Annotated in this window: 18 protein-coding genes; 11 read left to right on the forward strand and 7 right to left on the reverse strand. The window is 49.9% G+C overall.

The window, feature by feature from the left end; all coding sequences use genetic code 11:
- The first annotated feature begins 12 nt into the window (after positions 1-12).
- The 4 genes from QZ310_RS04960 to QZ310_RS04975 are packed head-to-tail and all read left to right on the forward strand — an operon-like array spanning position 13 to position 6289.
- Positions 13-1212 carry a hypothetical protein gene (locus tag QZ310_RS04960; protein WP_297071009.1) on the forward strand — a complete coding sequence of 400 codons (1200 nt, stop codon included), beginning with the start codon at positions 13-15 and terminating at the stop codon, positions 1210-1212.
- Positions 1209-1754, forward strand: coding sequence for a hypothetical protein (locus tag QZ310_RS04965; RefSeq protein ID WP_297071011.1), 546 nt, complete (start codon positions 1209-1211; stop codon positions 1752-1754). The genes QZ310_RS04960 and QZ310_RS04965 overlap by 4 nt, the downstream gene beginning before the upstream one ends.
- A gap of 40 nt (positions 1755-1794) precedes the next feature.
- Positions 1795-5430, forward strand: a complete 3636-nt coding sequence (locus tag QZ310_RS04970) for an ATP-binding protein (protein WP_297071013.1) — start codon at positions 1795-1797, stop codon at positions 5428-5430.
- Positions 5420-6289 (forward strand): hypothetical protein, encoded by an 870-nt coding sequence (locus QZ310_RS04975; RefSeq protein WP_297071015.1) that lies wholly within the window; start codon positions 5420-5422, stop codon positions 6287-6289. The genes QZ310_RS04970 and QZ310_RS04975 overlap by 11 nt, the downstream gene beginning before the upstream one ends.
- A gap of 237 nt (positions 6290-6526) precedes the next feature.
- Here QZ310_RS04975 and QZ310_RS04980 read toward each other — a convergent pair whose 3' ends face one another.
- Complete coding sequence (locus QZ310_RS04980) at positions 6527-6748, reverse strand: DUF2795 domain-containing protein (protein ID WP_297071017.1); 222 nt, start codon at positions 6746-6748, stop codon at positions 6527-6529.
- A 287-nt stretch (positions 6749-7035) separates the two neighbouring features.
- On the opposite strand from QZ310_RS04980, the gene QZ310_RS04985 reads away from it, so the two are divergent.
- The 3 genes from QZ310_RS04985 (at position 7036) to QZ310_RS04995 (ending at position 10702) form a co-directional block, all read left to right on the forward strand.
- Positions 7036-7257 carry a hypothetical protein gene (locus QZ310_RS04985; RefSeq protein WP_297071019.1) on the forward strand — a complete coding sequence of 74 codons (222 nt, stop codon included), beginning with the start codon at positions 7036-7038 and terminating at the stop codon, positions 7255-7257.
- 64 nt (positions 7258-7321) lie between these two features.
- Positions 7322-9604, forward strand: coding sequence for a TonB-dependent receptor (locus QZ310_RS04990; RefSeq protein ID WP_297071021.1), 2283 nt, complete (start codon positions 7322-7324; stop codon positions 9602-9604).
- 177 nt (positions 9605-9781) lie between these two features.
- Positions 9782-10702 (forward strand): hypothetical protein, encoded by a 921-nt coding sequence (locus tag QZ310_RS04995; protein ID WP_297071022.1) that lies wholly within the window; start codon positions 9782-9784, stop codon positions 10700-10702.
- Positions 10703-11599: 897 nt separating this feature from the next.
- On the opposite strand, the gene QZ310_RS05000 is transcribed toward QZ310_RS04995, so the two are convergent.
- From QZ310_RS05000 to QZ310_RS05010, 3 genes are all read right to left on the reverse strand, one after another.
- Positions 11600-13165, reverse strand: a complete 1566-nt coding sequence (locus QZ310_RS05000; protein ID WP_297071024.1) for an alpha-L-arabinofuranosidase C-terminal domain-containing protein — start codon at positions 13163-13165, stop codon at positions 11600-11602.
- A gap of 228 nt (positions 13166-13393) precedes the next feature.
- Positions 13394-14302, reverse strand: coding sequence for a WYL domain-containing protein (locus QZ310_RS05005; protein ID WP_297071026.1), 909 nt, complete (start codon positions 14300-14302; stop codon positions 13394-13396).
- Between the two features lie 123 nt (positions 14303-14425).
- Entirely contained in the window at positions 14426-15727 is a 1302-nt protein-coding gene (locus tag QZ310_RS05010; RefSeq protein ID WP_297071028.1) for a Na+/H+ antiporter NhaC family protein, read from the reverse strand.
- Positions 15728-16387: 660 nt separating this feature from the next.
- On the opposite strand from QZ310_RS05010, the gene QZ310_RS05015 reads away from it, so the two are divergent.
- Complete coding sequence (locus QZ310_RS05015) at positions 16388-16804, forward strand: hypothetical protein (RefSeq protein WP_297071030.1); 417 nt, start codon at positions 16388-16390, stop codon at positions 16802-16804.
- Positions 16805-16911: 107 nt separating this feature from the next.
- On the opposite strand, the gene QZ310_RS05020 is transcribed toward QZ310_RS05015, so the two are convergent.
- The gene (locus QZ310_RS05020) at positions 16912-18546 is read right to left on the reverse strand and encodes a YifB family Mg chelatase-like AAA ATPase (RefSeq protein ID WP_297071032.1); all 1635 of its coding nucleotides are present in this window, start codon (positions 18544-18546) and stop codon (positions 16912-16914) included.
- Positions 18547-18753: 207 nt separating this feature from the next.
- The gene (metH, locus tag QZ310_RS05025) at positions 18754-22461 is read right to left on the reverse strand and encodes a methionine synthase (RefSeq protein WP_297071034.1); all 3708 of its coding nucleotides are present in this window, start codon (positions 22459-22461) and stop codon (positions 18754-18756) included.
- Between the two features lie 381 nt (positions 22462-22842).
- Between metH and QZ310_RS05030 the strand changes: the two genes are divergently transcribed.
- The gene (locus tag QZ310_RS05030) at positions 22843-23871 is read left to right on the forward strand and encodes a hypothetical protein (protein WP_297071036.1); all 1029 of its coding nucleotides are present in this window, start codon (positions 22843-22845) and stop codon (positions 23869-23871) included.
- Positions 23872-24117: 246 nt separating this feature from the next.
- On the opposite strand, the gene QZ310_RS05035 is transcribed toward QZ310_RS05030, so the two are convergent.
- Positions 24118-25197 carry an SGNH/GDSL hydrolase family protein gene (locus QZ310_RS05035; RefSeq protein WP_297071038.1) on the reverse strand — a complete coding sequence of 360 codons (1080 nt, stop codon included), beginning with the start codon at positions 25195-25197 and terminating at the stop codon, positions 24118-24120.
- A 263-nt stretch (positions 25198-25460) separates the two neighbouring features.
- Here QZ310_RS05035 and QZ310_RS05040 point away from each other — a divergent pair, with 263 nt between their 5' ends.
- Both QZ310_RS05040 and QZ310_RS05045 read left to right on the forward strand, forming a co-directional pair.
- Positions 25461-25940 carry a hypothetical protein gene (locus QZ310_RS05040; RefSeq protein ID WP_297071040.1) on the forward strand — a complete coding sequence of 160 codons (480 nt, stop codon included), beginning with the start codon at positions 25461-25463 and terminating at the stop codon, positions 25938-25940.
- 109 nt (positions 25941-26049) lie between these two features.
- Positions 26050-26586 carry a hypothetical protein gene (locus QZ310_RS05045; RefSeq protein WP_297071042.1) on the forward strand — a complete coding sequence of 179 codons (537 nt, stop codon included), beginning with the start codon at positions 26050-26052 and terminating at the stop codon, positions 26584-26586.
- Positions 26587-26619: the final 33 nt, after the last annotated feature.

Genomic DNA, 26619 nt, shown 5'->3' on the forward strand with positions numbered 1-26619 from the left:
TGCATCTTATTTATGAAAATCTTTCCTAATATTGATGAATTGCTCAAACGTTTGTATTCAGAGCGCAAACTTCTACGTGAACTGTTTCAGGCGCGATTGAGGTTTGACGTTACCTACGAAGACGCTTTGGAGTTTGTTGACAGTGAAAAAAATCTCAGCCTTCTCATCGATTACGGGGTAATACGTTATGAGGATAATCTCATAGAACTCGAAGAGAACTATCAACATTTCTTTGAGGAAGTGTTTCGGCTTAATGAAGACATAACAAGCTCGTCGGTTGAGGAGAACGTCCGCTCACTCAAAGAAAATATTGATTTCTATCTTAAGGAGCGCGACCATAAAGAGAATCAGGATAAGTATGTGCGACGCATCAGGCGCTCGCTACGCAACATCGCCACCCAAGCTGCCAATAAGACAATCGAGTTGAAACGCGTGATTAACGATACCTACCGTCAGGAGCGTAATTACGAAATAAAGCGTCAGAAGCTCGAGAATAACCTCGCGACTCTTGAAAGCATCGCGAATCTGATCAGAAGTACCGAAAGGCTTATCGACGAACGTAAGGATACACTTGATGTACTCTCGACGGACAATAGAATCTCCCGTCTGACGACAGACGTGAGAATTCAGTTTAAGGATATCTTCCATTCCTTGATTGAACTCGAACGTACCATCAGGGACTATCTTCATCAGATTGACGCGCATAACAGACTGGTGAAGAGGATTCGAAAACTGAAATATCTTAAAGACCAACTCACATGGGAGCGAACCACCAACATCCGCGATGTACTCCAAGAGATTCACCATCAGATATTGGAGACCACATCCTACTATTCAACAAAAATATCTCTTGATTTTCTCCGCAACACCGATGATGGTCTGGATGTAATAACTGAGGCACGCAAAATCATCAAGCGACTGAATAATCAGAAGACAGTCTCTTCAGTACCCTTGACCGACAGCGAGATGAACACTGGCTTCGTAGTAGAGGATTTCGTTGACACGGATGTTATCGCCAACGCTTTTTTCGCATCATCGCAAGACCTGTATACCTTCGTGGTGACATATCCCTATACCCAACCTCAAGCCAAGGAACGGAAAGTGGAATATTATACCGAGATTATTCTTAACCATCCAAACCGACTGTTGATAACATCCGAGTGGAAGTGTGATGGAAATATTGAATACCCTTTAATTTTTAACAGGCCATGAAATATGTACAACAAGTTTTTGAGCGTTTGAGCCGCGGTGGTTTCATCCCTGCTGACAGCGTTGACGAGAGCATACGCAGGATTTATATTGATCTTGAGGATAACCGGGAGGACTACGCCGCTTATTTTTCGAAAATAGGTTTTATTCTCGAAGAAGGGAAACAATACTTCCATTTTTCACGACGTGAATCTAAAACCGCTCTGACCGACAAACTCAAGAAAATGGGTCATTGGATAGATGTGCTTGACTTCCTCAAAGCTTGGGAGCCGGCCTTCGGTCCCGGATTTTCTTTTATGACGGCCGACCTGATAGTGAAGATTGATGCTGATATAGAACTCCGGGATAAAGCAAGATTTCTTTACGATAACAAGACACGTCACGATGAGATAGCAATCCGGTTGGTTGAGGAACTCACAAAACAAGGGTTCATCGAGCTGCTCGACGATGTCACGCAACGATACTCGGTCACTTCGGCCTACCGGTATCTTGAAGATTTGGTTCAACTTATAGCTTTTGAAGACGAAGATGAGATTTCTAAATAAAATAATTTTTATCAATAGCGCCCACATAAGATACGGCGAAGTGGCTCTCGATGGCAATGTGCATTTCACCGGCACACAGGGTGTAGGTAAAACTACGCTGCTCCGGGCCCTCATTTTTTTCTACAATGCCGACAAGGACAAACTTGGACTTAGAAAACAGAACCAAAGTTCTTTTGACGACTATTATGTTCCTACGCCTGAATCATATATCATTTACGAAGTCTCGCGAGGAGATGATGAGCATCCGTTCTGCGTGGTTCTCTTCCGTCACCATAATCGCGCGACTTTCAGATTTGTTGATGCAGCTTACGACAAAGATTGGTTTGTTGATTCTCTGGGTATGGTAGCTTCAGACCCAGCCACGGTCAGACAACGCATACAGAGCCGAGGTATAGACCTCAGCGGGATAATTGATAGATACACGCAGTATCTGGATGTCATTTATGGCTACCGCAGCACTAAGATGAAAAAGGACTTGTTGAAATACTACCTGTTGCGCAGCCAAAAATACCAGAGTATAAGACGCATCATCCAGAATGTCTTTCTCAATGAACGTGTCGATGCGGCTTTCATTAAAAACACCATCATAAACAGCATCTCGGACGATGACGAAGAAATATCAATCGATTTGAATTTCTTCCGTTCCAAGCTTGTCAATTTCACTGACGAACTGAAAGACCTCGCGCTATGGACCGCCAAAAACAGGCATGGAATAGTGGAGATCCGGCGTGACGCAGACCATATAATCGACACTGCACACGCTATTACCGCATCCGAATTCTCCCTGCGCGAGAATTGCGGAATGCTAATTTATGCCCTATACCGTACCGAAAGTGATCTGCCGGTACTTCAAAGCAAAATCACCCGAAAAGAAGAAGCCGTCAAAAATCTTGACGTCCGGATTTCCGGATTAAATGAAAAATATGGGTTGGAACATGAGAAAAATCTCAAAAAGATAGGAGCTCTTGATGAAAAGCTGAAGGAAGTCAAAACCTTAAGGAAGAAATATGCCGAGATGGACATAGATTCGATAGTCGCACGCGTGACAAGCCTGTCAGGACTTCGTCTTGACCTCCGGCAAAAAGAGCAGCTCCTCACGCGGGCGCTTGCGCAGTACCAGTCGATCTCCGACAAATACAAATCGCTGATCGACAGTATTGATAATGCCAGAAAAGAGTACGTGCAGTTGCGCAAAGAGCAATCTAATGTGGCGACTTCAGATTTCAACCAGCGTGAAGCTGACCGACTGAAAAATCTGGCAAAAGCTGAGGATGGAATACGCATGAAATTCAACTCATTGATTGACGAAACCAATCAGAATCTGCGTGTCAACCAAGAGGCAATCCACCACCTCGAGATGCAGCGGTTGAAAGCGTCAAAATCCTCACCACTGAAGCAGGACATAGACAAGTGTCTGGCCGCTATTGCATCGTTAAGAAAAGAGGTGGCTGACCTGGACCGCAAGAAACTGCAAAATGACAATCATCTGGAGAGTCTGCAAAACCGCGTTGACCGTCAATGTCAAGAATTGGAAAATGAACTCCAACTACTGGAACTCAAGCTGACGGCCAAGGCTGACAACTTGAAAACCAAGCTAACAGAAGAAATGCGGACGCTTGAAAAATTTAATGGATCATTCTGCGAATGGCTTGACAAACATGTGAAATCATGGGAAATGTCGATAGGCAAGGTTGTTGATGAAAGGAATGTGCTCTATTCACAGACACTTAACCCTAAACTTATCGACACGGACACCAATACCCTGTTCGGCATAGACATCGACTTTGACAGCATCAATAAAGAGGTGCGTACTCCAGCAATGATAGAGGAAACTGTCCGCGAACTCGAGTTGGAAATCAACTCCATACACGCTGAAATCATCAAGTCACGTGAAGCAACGGAACTTAAAATCCAAGAAAAGCAAAAAGATCTGTTTCAGTCAATTAAAGCGATACAAGCAAAAAACGGTCTGATTCCCTGTCAAATTGAAGTTAAACGTCAGAGTATCAGAAAAGAGGAGTTGCGTGTTGAAGGAATCAGAGCCAAAGAAGCCGAAATGCTCAAGGAGACTGATTCCCGATATGCAGACGAGTTAGAAGAGTTGAAGCTCAAGGATGAAGAATTGCAGGCCACCCTTGAAAAAGCCAGGGGGAAGCGCGACAAAGAATTGAAAACCCTCAGAAAAGCGACAGATACGGAAAGACAGAATGACCATGACAGTCTTGACGGGCTTATAAGAGCTTACAAGGCTGAGATAGCTGCGCGTCTGGAGGAAGACGAAGTTAAAATCGCGCAGATAAAATGCGATGAGCGCGCGGAACTATCAGGAGCTGGGGTGGACACAACTATGACCGATTCTCTCCAAAAGGAGATTAGCGTGGCCAAGAGCAGAATCGACAGTATCGAAAGGGAACGAGACATTGTGGCTACATACCGGAATGACTGTAAACGTCTGCTTGACCATGAAGACGATTTCAAGTCTCAAAAGAAAGACATTGAAGCTGCAGATTCCGCTCTTAAGCAGATATTTGACGGAAAATATCAAAAGCTCAAGTTGAAAAAATCGGAGGAGAAAATTGCACTGTCAGAGTTGAAAGCATCGCTCTCCCGAGCTGTTGAGGCCATGCAAAAGACCAATGACTTCATCGACTCTTCTGCTTGTCCGCCAGAACTGAAGGAGGCCAATTCCATACCTACCGAACAGGAATGTCTACCCATAGTTGACACAATAAAAAATCTCACCGGAGAAATCTACCGTCTGTCCGATTCACTCAAAAGCCAGATCAACGAATTCCAAAAGAGATTCTCGCCTAACAATACCTTCAAGTTCCCGCTCGATTTTGACTCGACGGCCGGCTATCGACGGTATGCCGACAGTCTGGAGGAATTCGTAGTGAATGATAAAATAAAAGAATACCAATGTGTTACGAGTAATTTATATCGAGATATACTCTCACGGGCTGCCTCCGATTTCAGCATGTTGCTGAGCCGCGAATCAGAGATACGGCGCATTGTCAGCGATATTAATTATGATTTCTCCAGAAAGACGTTCGCCGGAGTCATTCGGAGCATCACCTTGAGACTGGACAGAAGTACGATGCCCATTATACAGCAGTTGCAAAACATTACGGATTTCTGGAATGCCAACCAATACGAACTTGGAGCTCTTAATCTCTTCTCTGGCGAGAATCATGACGATATCAACAAAGATGCAATCAAGTATCTAAAATCTCTGACCGAGATTCTCACGCGCACCTCCGACCTTACTCAACTACCTCTTGAACAGACTTTCTCTTTGAAATTCAAAATCGAAGAAAACGACAATACCACTGATTGGACTGAGAATCTAAGGGCAGTAGGATCGGAAGGTACAGATATTTTGGTAAAGGCAATCATGAATATTTTGTTGGTGAGCGTATTCAAGCGTCGTGCAGGACAAGCGGGCGATTTCAGACTACACTGCATGATGGACGAAATAGGACGCCTTGCTGACGAAAATATCCAAGGGATATTGAATTTCGCAAACGAACGAGACATCTTTATTGTCAATTCATCGCCCAAAGCCCACCGTCCACTGTCTTACCGACATCTCTATATGCTTTCTAAAGACAAGGATGCCCGTACAATAGTTCAATCCATTCTTTCAACCAGGCAAGCAAACCATTATGAAGATTAGGATTACTCCCCGACTAATTGAAAATCTGCGCGTTATCATCGAAGGAAAGTCGATCGCATATTCTTCTTTACCAAAGTCGTTAACTTCGTCACTGATACATGAAGGGCTTATCTCGATTGAGGTTCACGGCAGCAAGAAATCTCTGAGGACCAATAATCCTGAGGCTTTGAAGTCTGCGCTGCCGACATATAATGAGGCTCTCTCGGATCTTGATTCTGCCGAATTTCTTATCGGAACGCATACTCGTGGAAACCAGGCGGCACTGTCTGGTAATTCAAAACTACGCAGCGAGCGTAGTTGTCCCGGCTTCCTTATCAATGCATACGATAAGATAGATTGTCAACTCAACGGAAAACCATTCTCTTTGGAACCGCCGGAAGGTAGTACCATATATATTGCTGATTGGCAAAATTTTATTGTCCCGAAGGATGTTCTCGTAGTGGGAGTCGAGAACATGGAGAATTTTCTCAATATTCGCAAGCAACGGAAACTGGTGGAATCCTTTCTGACCGCTGAAGAGAAGAGTATATTGTTTGTGGCGAGATATGCATTCTCGTCCGATCTAATGCATTGGTTGGGAAGAATATCGAACAGATATCTTCATTTCGGAGACTTCGATCTGGCTGGTATTTCCATTTTCCTTTCACAATTCAAACCCTATGTGGGGGACAGGGGGGCATTCATAATTCCGGTAGACATTGAATCAAGAATCAGTCATGGATCAAAAGAGAGATACGACATTCAATACACAAAGTATTCAACTCTGACCTCTACTGACCCGCAATTAAGATTTCTCATATCACTCATACACCGGTATCGTCGCTGCTACGATCAGGAAGGCTACATTGTCCATCAGTGAGATGGAATCCAATACTAAGAGTCAAGTACTATAATCAAGGCCGGAAGTATATTCGCTGTGTCTTTTCATATTACTCACACATATATCCTCCGAAGAGAACCCGTATACAAACTTACCGGCCAGGAATGTTTGAATACAAGCTTATTTATCTGGTTGGACTATAAAACACCAGCGATACAAACATTTAATTCATGCTTGTGTCGCTGGTTATTAGGTTCTTAGATTATTATTTTGCAATTAATACTCCTCTTCGTTGAAGAAGAAGTCTTCTTTCTGGGGGTAGTCGGGCCAGATGTCTTCTATGCATTCGTAGGTGTCACCTTCGTCTTCCATTTCCTGGAGGTTTTCGATGACTTCCATGGGGGCGCCGGAGCGCATTGCATAGTCTATGAGTTCTTCCTTGGTGGCGGGCCAGGGTGCGTCTTCGAGTTTTGATGCCAGTTCAAGTGTCCAATACATGGTGGTAATGTGTTAGATATATGAATATTAGTTTATATTTTTGTTCCCGGTTTTTTCGTGGGCGCAAAGGTAGTCATTTTCTATATATATACAATCGAATTCGGCTTGTGATTTGTTAAATCTTCTAAATAGCGGTAAATCCGGCCTTTCCTGATGAAGGATGAAAGCAGATTAGGCCTATCATATAACAAATTTGTTATATTGCTCTAAGCTGATGCGGAACGCGTTATAGGGACTTTTGAGAAGTAATTTACAGTAGGAAACCAATCCTCACACTTCTGAAAGCAGTGGAAACTATCCCGAAAGCAGTGGAAATTATCCCGGAGGCAGTGAAAACTATCCCGAAAGCAGTGAAAATTATCCCGGAGGTAGTGAAAACTATCCCAAAAGTAGTGAAAACTATACCGAAAGCAGTTGAAAACTCTTCCATAAGCAGTGGAGTCCATTCCGAAGTGGGACCGGTCAAGGGCGGTGGATGCGGTAGTGATTGGGATTTAATGGAAATTTAATGACCCACTCGGAAAATAATCACTACCTTTGCAGTCTGTTTTTCAAATCCGTAATCCAATTCTCATGGTTCTACGCCCTTTAGCGTTACTCACATCGATTTTCGGCCTTGCAGTCTTCTCTGCATCGGCTGTCACTGAAGCCAATCCCCCCACTCCTCGTATAAAAGAAGGTCCCGACACCCTTGCAATAGGCGAGGTCACGGTCACATCCATCAAACAGGCCCGTTCGCTTTTGCGTCAGCCGGTGTCTGTCACCACTTTGCGTCAGGGTGAGCTGGAGCGCTTGAATGTGTCCGGCATGAAGGGTGTTTCGGAGATTGCTCCCAATTTCTATATGCCTGAATACGGGTCGAGGATGACGGCCTCGGTCTATGTGAGAGGTATAGGTGCGAGAATCGATCAGCCTGCCGTGGGACTGAATGTCGACAATGTCCCGTATCTCAACAAGGATGCCTACGATTTCGACATGCAGGACATACAGCGCATCGAGGTGTTGCGCGGTCCGCAGTCTACGCTCTACGGGCGCAACACGATTGCCGGACTCATCAATATTACCACACTTTCCCCGCTTCACTATCAAGGTGTGCGTGCGATGGCCGAGGCTGCGACCGGCAACAACTACCGTCTCGGACTCTCAGCCTACGGGCTGCTTTCCCGTGGATTGGGCATGTCTGTCAGCGCCTACGGTGCCTATCGCGGAGGCTATTTCCGCAACACCTATAATGGAGAGCGGGCCGACCGTGAGAAAAACGGCTCCCTGAGATGGAAAACCTCATGGCGACCGGCCGACAATCTGCTGATTGAGAATGTGGCTTCCTACGGCCATTCTCGCCAGAGCGGCTATCCCTACGCCTTCGAGGAGACAGAAAAAATCAACTATAACGACACTTGCTTCTATAAACGTTCAACCTTCACCGACGGTCTGACCCTCAATTGGGTAACGCCCCATTTCACCCTCGCCTCAATCACCGGATTCCAGTATGTCGACGACAATCTCACGCTCGACCAGGACTTCCTCCCTGAGAGCTATTTCACACTGACCCAGAAGCAGCACGACCGCAGTCTGACGCAGGATGTCGTGATGCGCGGGTCGGTCGGAGGCTACAGTTGGCTTGCCGGAGTGTTCGGCTTCTATAAGTATGCCAACATGAGTGCTCCCGTCACATTCAAGGAGGACGGTATCGACAATCTGATTCTCCACAATGTCAATTCCCATCTTCCTGCGGGAATGCGTCTCGGGTGGGACCAGCCCGAACTGTTCCTCGGCTCGGATTTCACAAATCCGGTGAAGGGTGTGGCTCTCTACCATCAGAGTTCCTACGACTGGCGCAACTTCACTTTCGCTGCCGGACTGCGTCTTGACTATGAGCATACGTCCTTGAAATATCATAGCTACAGCACTGCATCATGCACGATGTATCGCGGAGAGCGACCCCTCGGTTCGGTCGGTGTAGAGATTGACGAGGCCGACAGATTGTCGCAGCATTTCACGCAGCTCCTGCCCAAGGTGAGCATCACCTACAATCTTCCTCACTCTGCCCTGTTCTTCTCGGTTTCCAAAGGCTACAAGGCCGGAGGATTCAACACCCAGATGTTTTCCGAATTCCTCCAGCAGCGTCTGAAGGATGTGATGCAGGACAAGATGAACGAGATGATGGGCCGTCCTTCGGGTGACAACGACTATAATGTCGGTGCGCTTGTGAAATATCGCCCCGAAGTGTCGTGGAACTATGAACTCGGCGGACATTTCAGTGTCGACCACGGCCGAGTCTACTCCTCCTTCGCCCTCTTCCTCATCAACTGCCGCGATCAGCAGTTGACCATGTTCCCCAAAGGCACCACAACCGGACGCGTGATGGCCAATGCTGACCGCACCCGCAGCATGGGTGGTGAGTTCACCTTCGCCTACAATCCCACCCGCAACTGGGCCTTCAATCTCGCCTACGGCTACACCCACGCCACCTTCCGCAGCTTCAAGGTCGGTGAGGAGAGCTATGCCGGAAAGCATGTGCCTTACGCCCCTTCCAACACCCTCTATCTTGCCGCCACCTACCGCCATCCCCTCGACAACCGCATCGTCAAAGGCATCAGCCTCACAGCCGACATGCGCGGCACGGGTTCCATCTACTGGGACGAGGCCAACACCTACAAGCAGCCATTCTATGCCGAGCTGGGTGCAAATCTGCGCTTCGACCTTCCGTGTGGATCGGTTGACCTCTGGGGCAAGAACCTGACCGACACCCGTTTCTCAACTTTCCGCTACGAGTCAATGTCCAACAGCTTCTTCCAGCGCGGTCTTCCGGTTCGCGGTGGAGTGACACTGCGTCTCGATTTCCAATCGCTCTAAGCAACAGTAGGATTGAGTTTTTTAGTTTTTTAACTGAGAGGCTGCTAAAGGCTTATAATAATCGTCCTATTGCCTACGTTGATATAAAAATCGGGCCTAAACATCGACACATCTATCCCGACAATAGCATCATTAACCCTGAAAACAACCCAAAAAGAAAATAAATCAACCAGCACTATGAAGAAATACCTTCTTTCATTCGGCGTCCTTGCTGCCGCCACCCTCTCTCTGACCTCCTGCCTCGGTTCCGGTAGCAATGATCAGAAATACACTTTCAACTACGGTCCCAGCAACTGCTTCAACCGTGTGGTTGACATGGAAACCGAGGAGACCTACATCGGTCTGAATCCGGCCTACAGCTTTGAGTTCAACATGTCGACCCAGTTGCTCAAGATCGAGATGTCAAATCTGAAGCTCGCCGCAGGCAATGGTCTTAGTATGCGTCTTCCCGACATGCCTTTCAAACTCGACACCAACGACGGCTTCTACACAGCCTCGGCCACTACACTCTCGCCCGTAGGCCAGACCTCGTCAATGCTCATCGAGGATTTCAACTTCCGTTCCTATCCTTTCCTTTCGGTCTATAATGTCAACTTCACTGTCGATGACCGCTACAAGGTGACCACCTATCCGATGCTGTCGACCTACTACGGTTCCATCTCCGCTACAAATCTCACTCCCGATGCCACAGAGACTTTCTACTCTGTGACCAACGACAAGGAGACATCCTATAAGGTTCTCATCAACCCTGAGAAGATGACCGCAATTCTCGCTGTATTCGGTGGCAAGTACTCCAAGAACATGACACGCTATGACTTTGCCGCCCGCGAGCTTCCCATCGTGCTTACCAACGACGGATATGTCATCTCGACCGATGCTGACGATGTGAAGGATCTTTACAGCCCCAATGTCGTTGAGTCAACAACCGCCAAGCCTCTTCCCGACTGCACTATCAGCAATATCCGTGTCAACGGTGTGCTCCGCACAGGTGCTTCAATCTCGTTTGACTGCAACCTCGGCGACCTTGGCAAATACTCAGTCCGCGCCACTCTCCGTTATCTCCTTTACGAGACAAACAATCCTTCCACCCAGCAGTGATTACCCTTGATTTCCGGGTTGAATCCTTCCGGAAATCATAGCCCCCGGGTAGCGAGGGGCATAGAAAATAAAAAGAAACCGAAGCCGGCATTGTTATTATCTTGCCGACTTCGGTTTCTTCTTATTTTATTGTCCGTTGTCCTTCCGGTGCAAAATATAGTTTAAATCTTTCCTCCTCGCCTCGTGGCGATGAGGAGTTCCGGATGGCAATTGGTTAGCTGCGATCCGGCCCTGAGTGTCCGCAGGACACTGATTTACTCGTAACCCCGTACATCGGAGCGCAGCGTAGATGTGCGGGGACAGAAACAGTAACAAGAAAAAGATGTCCGACAGGACATCGATTTACAACACAGGATGGGAAAACACAAAGCATTACAATACCGCGCAGTAAAAAAAACAACCCTCGCAAAAAAAGCTCCACCACTCCGTAAATCCGTGTCCTACCGGACACGATATTATAATCACTCCAGCACTCCCCGCACATCTACGCTGCGCTCCGATGTACGGGGTTACGAGTAAATCGGTGTCCTGCGGACACCCAGCTCCGGATGGTAATTGGTTAGCTGCGAAAAATTCGTAAATCTATGAGAAAGGTACAGAAGGGCATAAGGCCAGAAGATACAAAAGATTAATTTCGAGTAAATAATACAAAAGTCCCTATAACACGTACCGCATTAGCTTGAAGCGATATAACAAATTTGTTATATGATAGTCCCTATAACGCGTTCTGCATTAACTTGAAGCAATCTGACAAATTTGTTATATGATAGTGACAGTAGTATAAATTATGATATAAATATTTTATAGCATAATCTACTTGAAAATTAATCTTTTGTATCTTCTGGCCTTATGTCCTTATGTACCTTTATCAGCTATTTTACGGATTTCTATCCACTGTCATTTCCGGAGAGTGAGGTTGACGATGGATTTTGCCGGTAGCTTCACCCGGAGAGAGCCTTTAGACATCTTGGCTCCGTCAAAGGGACGGATGCTTATTTTCTCTGCCTGACCGAAGTCATTGAAATCGTCGATATTCGCGGCTGTCAGGATTTCCCCTTTGACCTTTCCGGTTTTCACATCGGCGAGAGGTATGTTGACCTCCACCGGTTCGTTGAGATCGATATTGGTCAGTGTGATGTTGATTTCACCATCCTTTGTGGATGCTGTGGCGCTGACGGTCGGGACGTTGCGGTCGCCTCTCACCTTGCGTATGTCGGTCTTGATGTCGAGGGGAATGACGGTTGCATTCTGATGCGGAGTGTACATCTTGAACACATAATATGTCGGGGTCAGTACCATCTGATCATCCTTTGTAAGAATCATCGACTGAAGCACGTTGGCAATCTGGGCGATGTTGGCCATCTTGATGCGGTCGGTGTGGCGGTGGAACACGTTGAGGCTCAACGCGGCCACAAGAGCATCTCTCATAGTGTTCTGCTGGTAGAGGTGGCCTCTGACGGTACCCGGCTCCTCGTCCCACCATGTTCCCCATTCGTCGACAATCAGTCCGATGCGCTTCTTGGGGTCATAGACACCCATGATTGAATCGTGGCGGTTGATGACATCCTCTATTTCCAGACATTTGCCCATTGTCCAGTAGAAATCATCGTCGCTGAACTTTGTGGCCGCGCCCTTGCTTCCGTTCCAGCCAGCCACGGTGTAGTAGTGGAGCGAGAGGCCGTCCATCTGGCGGTTGGCGTTCTTCATCAGGACCTTGGTCCAGTTATAGTCATAGTCGCTTGCGCCTGATGCGATTTTGTAGAGCTTGTTGCCGTTGAAGTTGCGGCAATATGTCTGATATCGGCGATACTCGTTGCTGTATGCTTCGGGAGTGAAGTTTCCGCCGCAGCCCCAGCTCTCGTTTCCGACACCGAGATATTTCAGTTTCCAGGGTTTCTCGCGGCCGTTTGCCTTGCGCTGTTTGGCCATCGGGCCATCCTCGGCGGTGATATATTCCACCCATTTTGCAAGTTCCTCAACAGTTCCGCTGCCGACGTTTCCGCTCAGATAGGGTTCACATTCGAGGAGTTCGCAGAGGTTGAAGAATTCGTGTGTTCCGAAGCTGTTGTCCTCGATGGTTCCACCCCAGTTGGTGTTGACCATCACGGGGCGGTTCTCTTTGGGGCCGATGCCGTCGGTCCAGTGATATTCATCGGCGAAACATCCGCCGGGCCAGCGCAACACGGGGACTTTCAGTTCCTTCAATGCACCCAACACGTCGTTGCGGTAGCCGGATGTGTTGGCTATCGGAGAATCCAGGCCTACCCACAGGCCTCCGTAGATGCAGGTGCCGAGATGTTCGGCGAACTGGCCGTAGATTTCAGCGGGGATGGTAAGGGTGGAGTCGATTGCGTCGAAGCGCGGAGTGACGGTCGCCTCGTTTGCCGCGGATGCGGTCAGGGCGGTTCCGGTCATCAGCATTGTCGCTGCGATGAACGGACCTTTTAGCAAAATCTTTTTCATGATTTAAGATGGTAAATTGTGATGATGCAGGGGATGGATTCCGGGGCCGGAAGAGTAGCGGTAGAGGTCATTTCCGCCCCTTTGGTTTACTGCAAACTTACCAATAATAAATCGTTTATGCAACGGATTTTGCATTATCGCACCTTTTTGAGCGATTTGTGAACGTATCTTTGCAGAAAAAGATACGTTTGTGAATGAATTTTACCCCCTCCCCCTTCCGGGATTCGGTCAGTTGTCGGTTGCGTTCTCGTATTGAGCAAGGGCGTTGCGCAGACCGTCGGTGACCATCGCGCGGAGTTCGGGGGGCGAGATTACCTTCACATCCGCACCGAGCGAGAGCAGTTCCTGGACGAAGTCGGGGGTGAGACGCAGACGGTAGTGGAAGTCGGAAAATGAGTCGTGAATCTCCTCGCGCTGTGAATGGTGGAGCGGAAGGGCGCGGAGATACTTGGCCCGGCGTGCGGTGGCACGGATGACCACGGCGTGTGGCTCGGCCTGTGTGAAGACTATCCCGAAGGAGTCGCTGACGAATTTCTCGGCGTTGAAATCAGGGTCGATCGTGAAGGTCTCACTGCCGATAATCACGTCCTCCATGCGGTCAAGTGCGTAGGTCTTGATGATTCCGTCGCGTGTGTTGAGTCCGGTGACATACCATCGCTGGCGGAAGATTTTCAGGAAGTAAGGCTCGATGACCACGTCGCGTGTGGGATTGACGCGTGTGTATGGCCGGTAGGTGAAGTGGAGGGGCCGGCGTTCACGCAAGGCTGAAATGACCTGCGAGAGATACAGGCGCGCGGATGGGACATCCTCAAGGAAGATGGAGTCGGAGACATCTTTCACGGAGGAGAGCACGTTGCTCATCGCGGCTGAGTTGAGCAGCCAGTCGGTGACACTTGCCTGATGGGAGTCGCCGGAGTCGATGTAGTATTCGTAGGTGGTCGGATTGCACTCGATGTTGATGTTGAACAGTTCCTCGATGGCTCCCCTGTAGTTGTAGAAGGTGCGCCTCGGGAGTGGGTCGCCCTCGGAATAGGGCGATTGCATCCACAGCTCGTTGAGCTTTTCGCGGGTTATGGAGCCGTAGCGGCGTATGGTATCTATCAGCCAGATGTAGCGGGCGAGAAGGTTGCGTGACACGGGGAGTTTTTTTAGTTTTGAGTTGTTAGTTTTGAGTTGTTAGATTTATCGCGGGGGGATGGGGTTGGGAGTTTTGAGTTGTTAGTTTTGAGTTGGGAGTTTTGAGTTGTTAGTTTTGAGTTGTCAGTTCAGCCTGCGGGGGAAGAGGAAGATGATGGAGAGTGCTATCATCGCTGCGAGTGCCCAGGGATAGTAGAGGTAGGGGAAGGGAGCCGCCGGAGAGATGCCGGCGAGCGATGTGGCCAGAAGGGTCTGTGCCCCGTATGGTATCAGGCATTGCACCACGCATGAGGCCGAGTCGAGCAGCGAGGCGCTCTTGCGGGGATCGATTCCGTAGCGTTCGGCAATGTCGCGTGAGATTCCTCCAACGGTGATGATTGCCACGGTGTTGTTGGCCGTGCAGAGGTTCACGATGCCCACGAGCAGTGCAAGTATTGCCTGTGCGCCCCGTCGGCCCGAGATGCGTGAGGTCAGTCCTTGCAGGAGGAACTGTATGCCCCCTGCAGCCTTGATGAGTCCGAGCATTCCGGCGGCGAGGAGGGTGATGATGATGAGGTCGCCCATCCCGTCGATACCGGAGCCTGCGAATGAGGCCATGTCAATGAGGCTTACACCGTTGATGACTCCCATGATGATGGCGGTGAGTATGCCGAGCGAGAGGACTATAGTCACGTTGATTCCTGCAATGGCAGTGGCGAGCACGACTATATAGGGGAGGATGAGGAAGTAGTCACTCTCCCGGGCGAGGACAATCGGCGGGGTGTCCTGACCCATGATGATATATGCCCCCAATGTGATGAGCGCGGCCGGAAGCGCTATCCAGAGGTTGGCTTTGAATTTGTCGGCCATGTTGCATCCCTGTGAGCGCGTGGCCGCTATTGTCGTGTCGGATATGAACGAAAGGTTATCGCCGAAGAAGGCGCCTCCGAGCACGACCGCCACATAGAAGGCAGTGTTGGCGTCGGCTATCTGTGCGATTTCAACAGCGAGAGGCGTGAGGGCCACAACCGTGCCTACCGATGTGCCGACCGACAGGGATATGAAACATGCTGCGAAGAAGAGGGTTGGAATCACGAATTCCGGAGGGAAGAAGCGGAGGGTCAGATTGACGGTCGCGTCAATAGCCCCTATTTCTTTTGCCACACTCGCAAAGGCCCCGGCAAGCACGAAGACCCATATCATGTAGAGGATGTTGAAGTGTCCGGCAGCGCGGGAGAAGGTCTCGATGCGTTCCATCAGAGGCCGTCCGCGATAGATAGCCACCGCCCACATCGAAGCCGCTACAAGCGCCACGGCTATCGGCATCTTGTAGAAATCGTCGAGTATGATTGAAACGGCCACATAGAGCAGCAGGAACACGATGACCGGCGAAAGCGCAAGCCACCCCTGCCCGGCAGGTATCCGTCGGTCGGTATCAATTGGCATTTGTTGGTGCATTTGCATGATTGTTTATGATAGACATTATTTGGGAATGGACATTATTTGGGGAGAGCATGACATTCATCCAACACAAAAGTACGATAATTCCGATAAGTCAACAAATTTGGAGTGAATTAACGGCCCCTCCCGACCGCATCCCTAATAAATACAACTACGGTAGGGACGCTTTTCAAAGCGTCCGCAACATCAATCATCCTCCCTGAAAACATCCCACACCACCCCTATAAAAACAAAAAACGCCCCTTTGTCTAAAAGGAACGCAGCGTTGGGGATTTGGAAAAGAAACTTACTTCTCCTGAGCATTCTTTACCTCATTAAGATAGAGTTCGGCTCTTGCGATGCAATAGCTTGCGGTGCGGAATGCGTTGGCAGCTTTTTTGATGATGTTGTTCATAATGATAAAGAATTAAATAGAACCTAAAATATAAAAAATTGAATAGAACCTAAAAAATTATCTCTTTCTCTTAAGAAACACCGCAAAGGTACAAAATGTTTTATAAATATGTTTTATAACATACGATTTTTAAAATATAAATTCACTAATTTTAACAAATAACCCAATTTCCAAAAGCCCAATCACCGAATTCCCAACCAACAAATATCCATTTACCGCCCGGTAGGGACGCTTTTCAAAGCGTCCGCAAAATGAATACATCCCGAAAAAGAAAACCATCCAATGCAAAAACCATCCGCGACAATGAATACCAATATTTATTTGCGGACGCTTTGAAAAGCGTCCCTACAACCCATCCCCGCCGTGCATTTCAACCCATCAATGCCGTGCATTTCAACCCATCGGCGCCGGGCATTTTCAACCCATCCGCGCCGTGCATTTTCAATCCATCGGCGCCGTGCATTTTCAACCCATCAATGCCGGGCATTTCAACCCATCGGCACCGGGCATTTTCAATATATTTTGCGCAGGGCATTTTCAACCCATCGGCACCGGGCATTTCCCACCCATCGGCGCCGTGCATTTTCAACCCATTGGCGCCGGGCATTTTCAACCCATCGGCGCAGGGCATTTCAACCCATCCGCACCGGGCAATTTCAACCCATTAGCGCCGGGCATTTTGACACAGCCGCGCGGACATTCATAACAACACATAACCCCATCCGCGCAGGTTGTTTTTCAAATCCTCCGGCCCATTTAGCCATTTATCCCACATTCAAAACGGTGCTTTGTCCACGGTCTTGCCCCAGTTGCCACGGTCGAGGTTGCGGTAGGAGAGGGCTTCGTGGAGATGATGTGGGAGGATGGGGGTGTTGACGGCAGCACGGAGAGCGTCGGCCGACAAGGTGGTGCCGGTTTGGTCGGCTGTGGCGATGAGGGAGCTTGCCTGTTCAAGGTCTGCGATGGTGCGGGCCACTTTGAGGATGCGGTCGTAGGCGCGGGCACTCATGTCGAGCCGCGTCATGGCCTCACGCAAGGTTTCGAGGCCCTCACGGTCAATGGCTGCATGGGTGCGGAGAAGGCGCGAATTCATCTGCGCATTGGAGTGGATGCCTCGCTCTCCGGCGAAGCGCAAGGCCTGTATCTCACGCGCCACGACTACACGGCGTTTCATCACCGCGCTCTTCTCCCCCTCGCGTTTCGACGACAGTTCGTCGAACGCCACTGGATAGATTTCCACCTGCAGGTCTATGCGGTCGAGAAGCGGGCCGCTGATTTTGTTGAGATACTTCTGCACCGCTCCGGGTGAACAGATGCACTCCTTGGTCGGGTGGTTGTAGTAACCGCAGGGACAGGGATTCATCGAGGCCACGAGCATGAATCCGGCGGGATAGTCGATGGTATATTTCGCGCGGGCAATGGTGATGTGGCGGTCTTCGAGCGGTTGACGCATCACTTCGAGCACCTGGCGCGAAAATTCCGGAAATTCATCAAGGAAAAGCACACCGTTGTGGGCAAGTGAAATCTCGCCGGGCGCAGGATTTGCACCACCTCCCACGAGTGCCACGGGCGATATGGTGTGGTGTGGCGCACGATAAGGCCGTGAGGTCATCAACCGTGAACCGCTGCGCAATTTTCCTGCCACGGAGTGAATCTTTGTTGTTTCAAGTGCCTCGGCGAGGGTAAGTGGCGGAAGTATGGTCGGCAGACGCTTGGCCATCATGGACTTGCCCGCTCCGGGAGGGCCGACCATAAGAATGTTATGGCCTCCTGCACATGCCACCTCGAAGGCCCTCTTGACCAATTCCTGACCCTTCACCTCCGAGAAATCGCAGTCGAAAATGGCCGATGCGCGGGCGAATTCCTCCCGTGTGTTGACCACGACCGGTGTCGGTACGCTCTTTCCTGTCGCAAATTCAATCACCTCGCGGAGTGTCGACATGCCGTAGACCTCCAGATTGTTGACCACTGCGGCCTCCGTTGCGTTGGCCACAGGCACTATCATCCCCTTGAATCCCATTTCCCGTGCCTTTATGGCCATAGGCAATACACCCTTTATCGGCAGGATGGAGCCGTCGAGCGAGAGTTCGCCCATTATCATGAAGGAGTCGAGCGGAATCGACGGACTTATCTGCTCACATGCGGCCAATATACCTATGGCGATGGGCAAGTCGTAGGCGGCTCCCTCCTTGCGCACATCGGCTGGGGAGAGGTTGACGACCGTGCGCCGACGGGGCCATTTGTAGCCCGACTGGCTTATCGCGGAAACCACTCTCTGATAGCTCTCCTTGACGGCTGTATCTGCCATCCCGACAAGCGAGAACTGCACACCGTTTTCCGATACGGTCTCGATGGTGATGATGAGAGCGTCAATGCCTTGCACTGCTGCACCGTAGGTCTTGATTAGCATGGTAATTGAGAGTATAGAGGTTAAAGTATAGAGTATAGAATTTTCAGTATAGAGATTTTTTCAGTATAGAGGGTAAAGTATAGAGTATAGATAATAGCCATGCTGGATGCTTTGTAGGGACGCGCTGTAGCGCGTATGCCAAGTGAGGGTGGCTATTTTCTAATGTATCTGTATTTCCCTATGAATTATCTATGTAGCATATAGGCCTCAATTATGCGCGAGGAGTTTGCGGATTTCCTCTATCGGTAACTTCCGGCGCAGGGCATAGTCGGCCATCTGGTCCTCGCCGACCGGGCCGATGAGGAAATAGGAGGCTTCCGGATGGGCTATGTAGAGGCCACATACAGTTGCCGAGGGTTCCATAGCTCCATTTTCGGTAAGGCTCACGCCGATTTCTTCGAAGCGGAGGAGGGGGGCGAGTTCGTGGGTGAGTTTCTGGTCGGGCAGGGAGGGATAGCCGACAGCCGGGCGTATGCCGCTGTAACGGCCTTGGAACAGTTCGTGGATGGTCAGGGATTCATCCTTTGCATAGCCCCAAAGCTCACGGCGCACTTTCGAGTGCAGATACTCTGAGGCTGCTTCGGCGATGCGGTGACCGATGCTCTGGACGAGTAGGGAGCGATAGCTGTCACCCTCCGCATCGAAGCGTTCGCGCTGTTTCGAGAGGTCGACTGTGACGGCAAAAGCGCCGATGTGGTCATTCTCCAGAAGGATGTAGTCGGCAAGTGAGCGTGTCGGAGCATCCTTTTCGGGAGTCTGCGACCGCAGGGTCGGGATACGCACCGTGGAGCTTTCACCCTCTTTCGCTTCTGCGGTCGATATGATGATGTCGTCACCTTCGGGATATGCTTCGGTCAGGGTGACGACAGCTTTGCAGACCGTCCCATCGCGTTGGAGTTCGCGCAGGAGAGCTGAAGCATCGTCATAGAGCTTCAACACCTCCTCACCCTTCTGCACGTCGCCGTGGCAATGCTTCTCTATCCATGCGCGGCGGCAGGAGGGGCAGTCATGGAGTGTGGTGACCGATGAGAAGTCGCCCGGCATCTTCCATGCGTTGCAGAAGAAGCGCCAGTTGATGAATGGCAGCACTTCCGACAAGGGAATATCCATCACAGTGCGCCCCTTGACCGCAGGCTCCACGGGATTATGCTGTTGCAGTGAGTGGCGGATTGAGCGCTTGCGCGCCTCTTCGAGAGGAATTTTGGGCGTGTTGCGGAGCTGTTCGCGTTGGCGCAGGGTGGAATATTCGTCGCGGAGTGCACGGATGTAGTCCTCGCGTGTAGACGAGTTGAGTAGACGGGCGGCGATGAGAGGGTTTTGCGATGCGTCGGGAACATGGATGACCGGTGCGGAATAGCAGGGTGCTATTTTCACGGCTGTGTGGATGCGCGATGTTGTGGCACCTCCGACCATCACCGGGATGTCGAGTCCGCTCTTTTCCATCAGTTCGACCACATGGGCCATCTCCTCAAGCGAGGGGGTGATGAGGCCGGAGAGACACACGAGGTCAGGTTTCTCGGCTATGGCTGTGCTGACGATTTTCTCCGCCGGAACCATCACGCCGAGGTCGATGACCTCGTAGTTGTTGCAGGCGAGGACAATCGAGACTATATTCTTTCCGATGTCGTGGACATCACCCTTAACCGTCGCGAATATCACTTTTCCGGCTTTTGCGGCCTCGCGTGAATCTTTCCGCGCCTCGATGGCAGGGGTGAGGATGCTGACGGCGCGTTTCATCGTGCGGGCGGTCTTCACGACCTGCGGCAGAAACATCTTCCCTTCGCCGAAGAGTCGCCCGACGCGGTTCATTCCCTCCATCAGAGGGCCGTCGATGATACTGACGGGGTCCGGATACTTTTCAAGAGCCTCGGCAAGGTCGCTGTCGAGATGGTCATAGATACCCTTGACAAGCGCATGGGTCAGGCGCTCCTCAACCGTGAGTTTGTGCCATTCCTCCTCTTTGGCAGCGGTTGCTGTGCCGGACTGCGAGGCGGATTCCTTCTCGCGCAGCATCTGCTGGGCGTGTTCGATCAGTTCCTCCGCAGCCTCCTCGCGCCGGTAGAGCACGACGTCCTCCAACAGCGAACGCAGTTCCGGCTCGATGTCCTCGTAGGTGACAGCCGAGGAGGGGTTGACAATCGCCATATCCATTCCTGCGGCGATTGCATGATAGAGGAAGACGGCGTGCATGGCCTCGCGGAGATAGTTGTTGCCACGGAAGGAGAAGGAGAGGTTGCTGACACCTCCGCTCACCTTTGCGCCCGGCAGATTCTCCTTTATCCACCTGACAGCGCGGATGAAGTCGAGTCCGTAGCGGTCATGTTCCTTCATTCCGGTTGCTATGGCGAGGATGTTGGGGTCGAAGATGATGTCTTCGGGGTTGAAATCGAGGCCTTCGGTCAGCAGACGATAGGCGCGGGCGCAGACTTCGGTCTTGCGTTCGAATGTGTCGGCCTGACCGGTTTCGTCGAAGGCCATGACGACAGTGGCCGCTCCGAGCTGCATGATGCGCCGTGCATGTTCGAGGAAAGGTTGCTCACCCTCCTTGAGCGATATGGAGTTGACTATCGGCTTTCCCTGCACGCATTTCAGCGCGGCTTCGATTACCTCCCATTTCGATGAGTCGATCATGACCGGTACACGCGCTATGTCTGGCTCGGAGGCGATGAGGTTGAGGAAGCCACACATCTCCTTGCGGGCATCCATCATGCCGTCGTCCATATTGATGTCGATAATCTGTGCACCGTCCTCCACCTGCTTGCGCGCGATGGTCAAGGCTTCGTCGAGTTTTCCCTCCTTGATGAGGCGCAGGAACTTGCGCGACCCGGCCACATTGCAGCGCTCACCGACGTTGACGAAGAGCGAGTCTGGTCGGATGTCGACCGGTTCGAGGCCTGAAAGGTGCATGGCAGCCGGAATTTCGGGCAGGGGACGGGGGGAATGGCATTTGGCCTCAGCAGCTATGGCTGCGATATGGGCGGGGGTGGTGCCGCAGCAGCCGCCGACTATGTTGAGCAAGCCTTGCGAGAGATATTCGCGGATGTGGAGGGCCATTGTCTCCGGTGTTTCCTCATATTCACCCATTGCGTTGGGGAGTCCGGCATTGGGATGGCAACTGACCGGCATGGGGGAGATGCGGACGAGTTCGGCGACATGGGGGAGCATGTCAGCGGCTCCGAACGAGCAGTTGATGCCGACGGTGGCAATGTCGGCATGGCCGATGGAGGCGAGGAATGCTTTGAGTGTCTGGCCTGAGAAGGTGCGGCCGTCAGGACCGGAGATGGTCACCGACACCATTACAGGACATCTTTTCCCGCAATCGTCCATGGCCTGACGGGCAGCGTCGAGTCCGGCTTTGAGGTTGAGGGTGTCGAAGACGGTTTCGAAGAGCAGGAGGTCAACGCCCCCCTCGATAAGTGCGACTGTCTGTTCGCGGTAGGCATTGAAAAGGTCATCGAATGTCACGGCACGGAAGGCGGGATCGTTGACATCGGGGCTCATCGAGGCGGTCTTGTTGGTCGGCCCTACCGAACCGGCTACCAGTATGGGGCGGCCGAGTTCTGCCGAGCGGCTGTCGGCGAGTTCCCGCAGCAGTCTGGCGGCCTCGCGGTTGATTTCTCCGACGAGGCCCTCCATCCCGTAGTCGGCCATTGAGATGGCGTTGGCGTTGAAGGTGTCGGTAGAGATTATGTCGGCTCCCGCGTCGATATATCTTTCGGCTATCTCCCGGATTATGTCGGGGCGGGTGAGTACGAGCAGGTCATTGTTTCCGCGCAGGTCGCAGAGGCTGTCACTGAAGCGACTCCCGCGGAAGTCTGCCTCGGTGAGACCGTAGGACTGTATCATGGTGCCGGTGGCACCGTCAAGGATGAGTATGCGCTCGGCAAGGAGGTTTGAGAAATCTTTATTATCCACTTGTGTTCAGTATTGAGTGTCGTTTAAGTGGAGAGAGTTGATAATGGGTTTGGTCGTGATGGAAATATATGACACGGATGCCCATGGAAACTGTGATAGTTAGCTTCTCCACAAAATTAAAAGTTTTTATTGTGACCGCAAAAAATAGACGGTTAATTTTTGGTTCATATCAATTCAAGAAGGGTGGATAGGGCAACGGCTGTCGGACTGATTATAATTCCGGATGCTTGAATCTTACGGATTTAACGGTTGTGTTAACTAATATTAACAAATCGGGGGGGGGTAATTTGAGCAGTTTACCTATATTTGCAAACAATTATGTTCTTGTTCGTTTATGTTGGCTTATGACGCTAAATCTTAGATAATTAATAATTTAATAGAATGATGAAAACCAGTAAACTGAATCAGTTTGTAGCAATATTTATTGCTTTGTTCATGACTTTGGCCGTGTCGTCCTGTAGTAGTGACGATGATGATGACAAGAAGTTTGATGTGCCTCAGGAGCTTATCGGCACATGGAACCTCTATGGTATGCAGTACACATTCAATGCTGACGGTACCGGCTATATCTCGGGTGACTTTGATGATGAGGATATGAGTGCGAGAACTGTGTCCGGCTTATCATCCCGCTCAGGGAGAATGACGTTGAAATTCTCCTACACCTATAATGCATCCGAGCATAGCGTGGTGATTAATTGTATGGGTGAAAAAGAGCGTTGGCAGATTGTGGAACTGAGCGACGGTTTGCTTGTCATAATTGATTCGGAGGGCGAAAGGATGACACTTGTGAAGGAAGGAGCGGTGGATCCGAGCGTTCCCGATACTGATTATGCTCCATGTCCTCTATCCACACTTATCGGTGATTGGGGCGTCGCAGGCCGTGCGATGTATGGGTTCAACTCAGAAGGGTATATGAAGTGGTTTATGGCTGACGGCGAACACTTTGAACCCGGAACATACAGTTACGATGCAGAGAAGGGTATTCTTGATACATCCGAGGGTGGCAGTGTGAGCGTAAGGAAGGTGACAGACGATATAATCATGCTTTGGGATAACAGCGAGGCCGTCAAGGCTCCTTTCCTGCTGACCAGAATCACAAAGGAACCTTTTACAGTCGGTGACATATCCTTGCTTTATGACAAGACTTGGACAATGGTTGGCATAGCGACGCTTGACAATCGTCCCGCTTATCCCTGGACATACTATTTTGATTCCAAAGGCATCTGGAGTTCAAGTGTGCAGGGCAGTGCTATGGGTGGTTCTTTCCGGTATGAGTCAAGTACAAAAACTTTGGTTCTGAATATGATGGATGATGACATGGAATATAAAGTCATAAGCCTTACCTCTGATAAGGTGGTATTGTCTGTCGATTCAAGAATGATGGAAATGGTTGTAATGCCCGGGAAATAAGATTTTAAATTGATATGAGAGCTGTATCATAATTCGGAATTTCCGTTTTTTGATACAGAACCACAAAAGGGCATAAGCGACAAAAGATATATAGTTTTCTGTAAGATTGAAAGTTATCTTCAGATTCTCTATTTATATCTTTTGTCGCTTATGCTCTTTTGTACTTTTGTATCCTCTGTGAGGATTTGATACAGTATTCTTCCGGGATGTGTGGTAGATTGGGAAAGAAATGGAGGAGATGATGTGTCAGGGGATGAGGGTGCGGAGGTAGGTGGTCAGCTCTCCGGCGTTTTTGGCTGCCTGGGCGGCTGAGGGGTGATAGTCCGCGCCATAGCCCAGCTCTCCGGTCTGTTCGGAAAGGTCGAAGCGATAGACATTGTCGTTGCCTTCGGCAAGACGGTCGAGCGAGGCTTTCACGTCGTCGAGGGCCTGTCCGTGGAGCATCGGGCCTGTCAGCAATACAATCTTGGCCTGTGGCTGGAGGATGTGGAGATGGGCGAGGAATTTCTTATATGCCGTCTCGAAAAGTTCGATGTCGTAGTTGTCCAGCGAGGTGTCGTTGGTGCCGAGGTTGATGCAGATGATGTCGGGGCGGAATGATCGGTGGTTCCAGTAGTGGGAGGGGTTGTAGATGAGGGTGCGGTCATATTCGACCGGCATACGTTCGGCGGGGGTGCCTTCGCGCGGACCGCCGTAGCTGCGATACATGCCTATGCCCGAGCGGGCCACGATGTTGAAGTCGGCATCAAGCGCGCGGGCGGTGAGATAAGCATAGCTGAGGGTATGGTTCTCGGTATCGTAGCTGAAATGGATGTCGCCGCTATCGGCTTCCGTGCCGTAGCCGCAGGTGATGGAATTGCCGATGAATTCAATCTTCAAGCCGGGGCGTTGGGGAGCGGGGAGGAGCTTGGCATTGTCGCCGGTGATGGTGAATCCGCGGAATTCGGGGTGCTTCTCGTAGCCCTCGATGGCGTAGGTCACGCGCAGCGAGTGGGGGCCATCGGCGAGTGAATCGGCGAGGGTGATGAGTGAATCGGAGGGGGTGAAGTTGATTTTGAACGGAGCCATCGAGTCGACCTCGACCATGAACTGTCCGCTGCCGGGCGAGGCTGCCATGGCTATGCCGTTGCCCTCGAAGTTGAGCATGGCGGTTGTGCCGGGATAGGTGAAGGTCGGGGCTGTTGAGTCGGTGACGAGTATGCGGCCCATATAGAGAATGGCCGGGTCCGTCGGCTCTACATCGACAGAGTGTCGGCCCGAGCATGAAACTGCCAGAAGCATGAGGGCTGTCAGCCCCAAAGATTTGATTTTAAGAAATGTGCCCATTGAAAAAACAGTAATCGTGGGTAGGTTTCCCACAAAATTAAAGGTTTTTATCGTGATGGCAAAAAATAGGCCGTTAATTTTTGATTTATGGTGGCGATTGCAGGCAGATTGTGCGATAATAATCCGGGAATAAATTGCATATCCCAAATAAAATCAGTAACTTGCGATGCGCCATTCTCCAATCGCCTCAAACGGCTATGCCATGAAAAATTCATAACAGGGTTTGTTTCTTGCGATAGAGATATTTTCAGCAAAGAGTGTCTATGAAGAAGTTAATTATTGCATTAATATTTGGCATTTTTGTGGTTATTGCCGGCTGTGATTATGAGTATGCCGGGAGTTTCTGCGGAAGGGAAATATATGCCCTTGACATGTCGTCCAAACAACTGGTTGAAGGCATAACAGCCATCAAGGAAGAGCATCCTGAATATAATGTGATTCGGTCAATAAACGACAGCATTGTGTCTCAAGATGACGCTTATCTGGAATATTGGTATGTATATCATTTTTGTGTACCCATAAGGGATACAGTAATTGTTCTTCAGACAGTTGTCGACATGCGCGAAAGGGGGCCAACTAATTACATGCTACTTGGTGTGACCTACGATAAAAAAGCATTTCGAGGTTACAGGCGTATGAAAGATATACCTAAAAAGGAGAAAACCGAGATAGAATATGTTTTTGAAAAGTATGTATTGAGTGAACTTCGGAAATATGAGGCTCCTATCTTGCAGGAGCGTTAATGCTTAACTCTAATATGTAATTATTCTCTGAAAAAGTTGGTTTATGAGACATGTGATTATGATATTTATCCTCGTCTGTCTTTGTTTGTCTAATTGTGTCTATTTCAGGATGACACATCTTTCTCAGGAGGATCTGGGCTGGATTCAGTGCTACAGTCACTATCCGGCACCAACATTTTTGTCGAATTTGGGAAATACGGCAAAGTTGTCGTATGATGGAGTTAATATTTATAATTCTACAAATAGGTTTAAATTTACAGAAGCCGGTGCCGGTGATTATGAGGCGAATGCCGGATATGATTTTGAAATTCGTCAAAATGACACTGTCTTTACCGGCGGTTTAGCGGTTAAGCGGTTGATAAATAAGGATGGGCTTTGGGCTAGGTTCGATTTGAACAGGTTGTATTCTGACTATGAGGGGGATATGTATAGGCCATTGCAAACAAGGGATTTTATGATGGACTCAGTGCTGTATCATGATTGCATTATTGCGGATTCAACCAATTCAGAATATTCAGATTTTTGGGTTCAGGAAGTTAAGAATAAAATGTCTACGTTTGTCATCTCGAAGAAGTATGGTCTGATATATTACCGGTTTGAAAACGGTGAGGAGTTCAAAAGGCAATTTAAACGTAAAAAAGGTTAATCGGTTCTTACGAAAGTTTTGCCTCGTATATAC

Source organism: uncultured Duncaniella sp. (assembly GCF_910577345.1).
In the GTDB taxonomy this organism is placed as follows: domain Bacteria; phylum Bacteroidota; class Bacteroidia; order Bacteroidales; family Muribaculaceae; genus Duncaniella.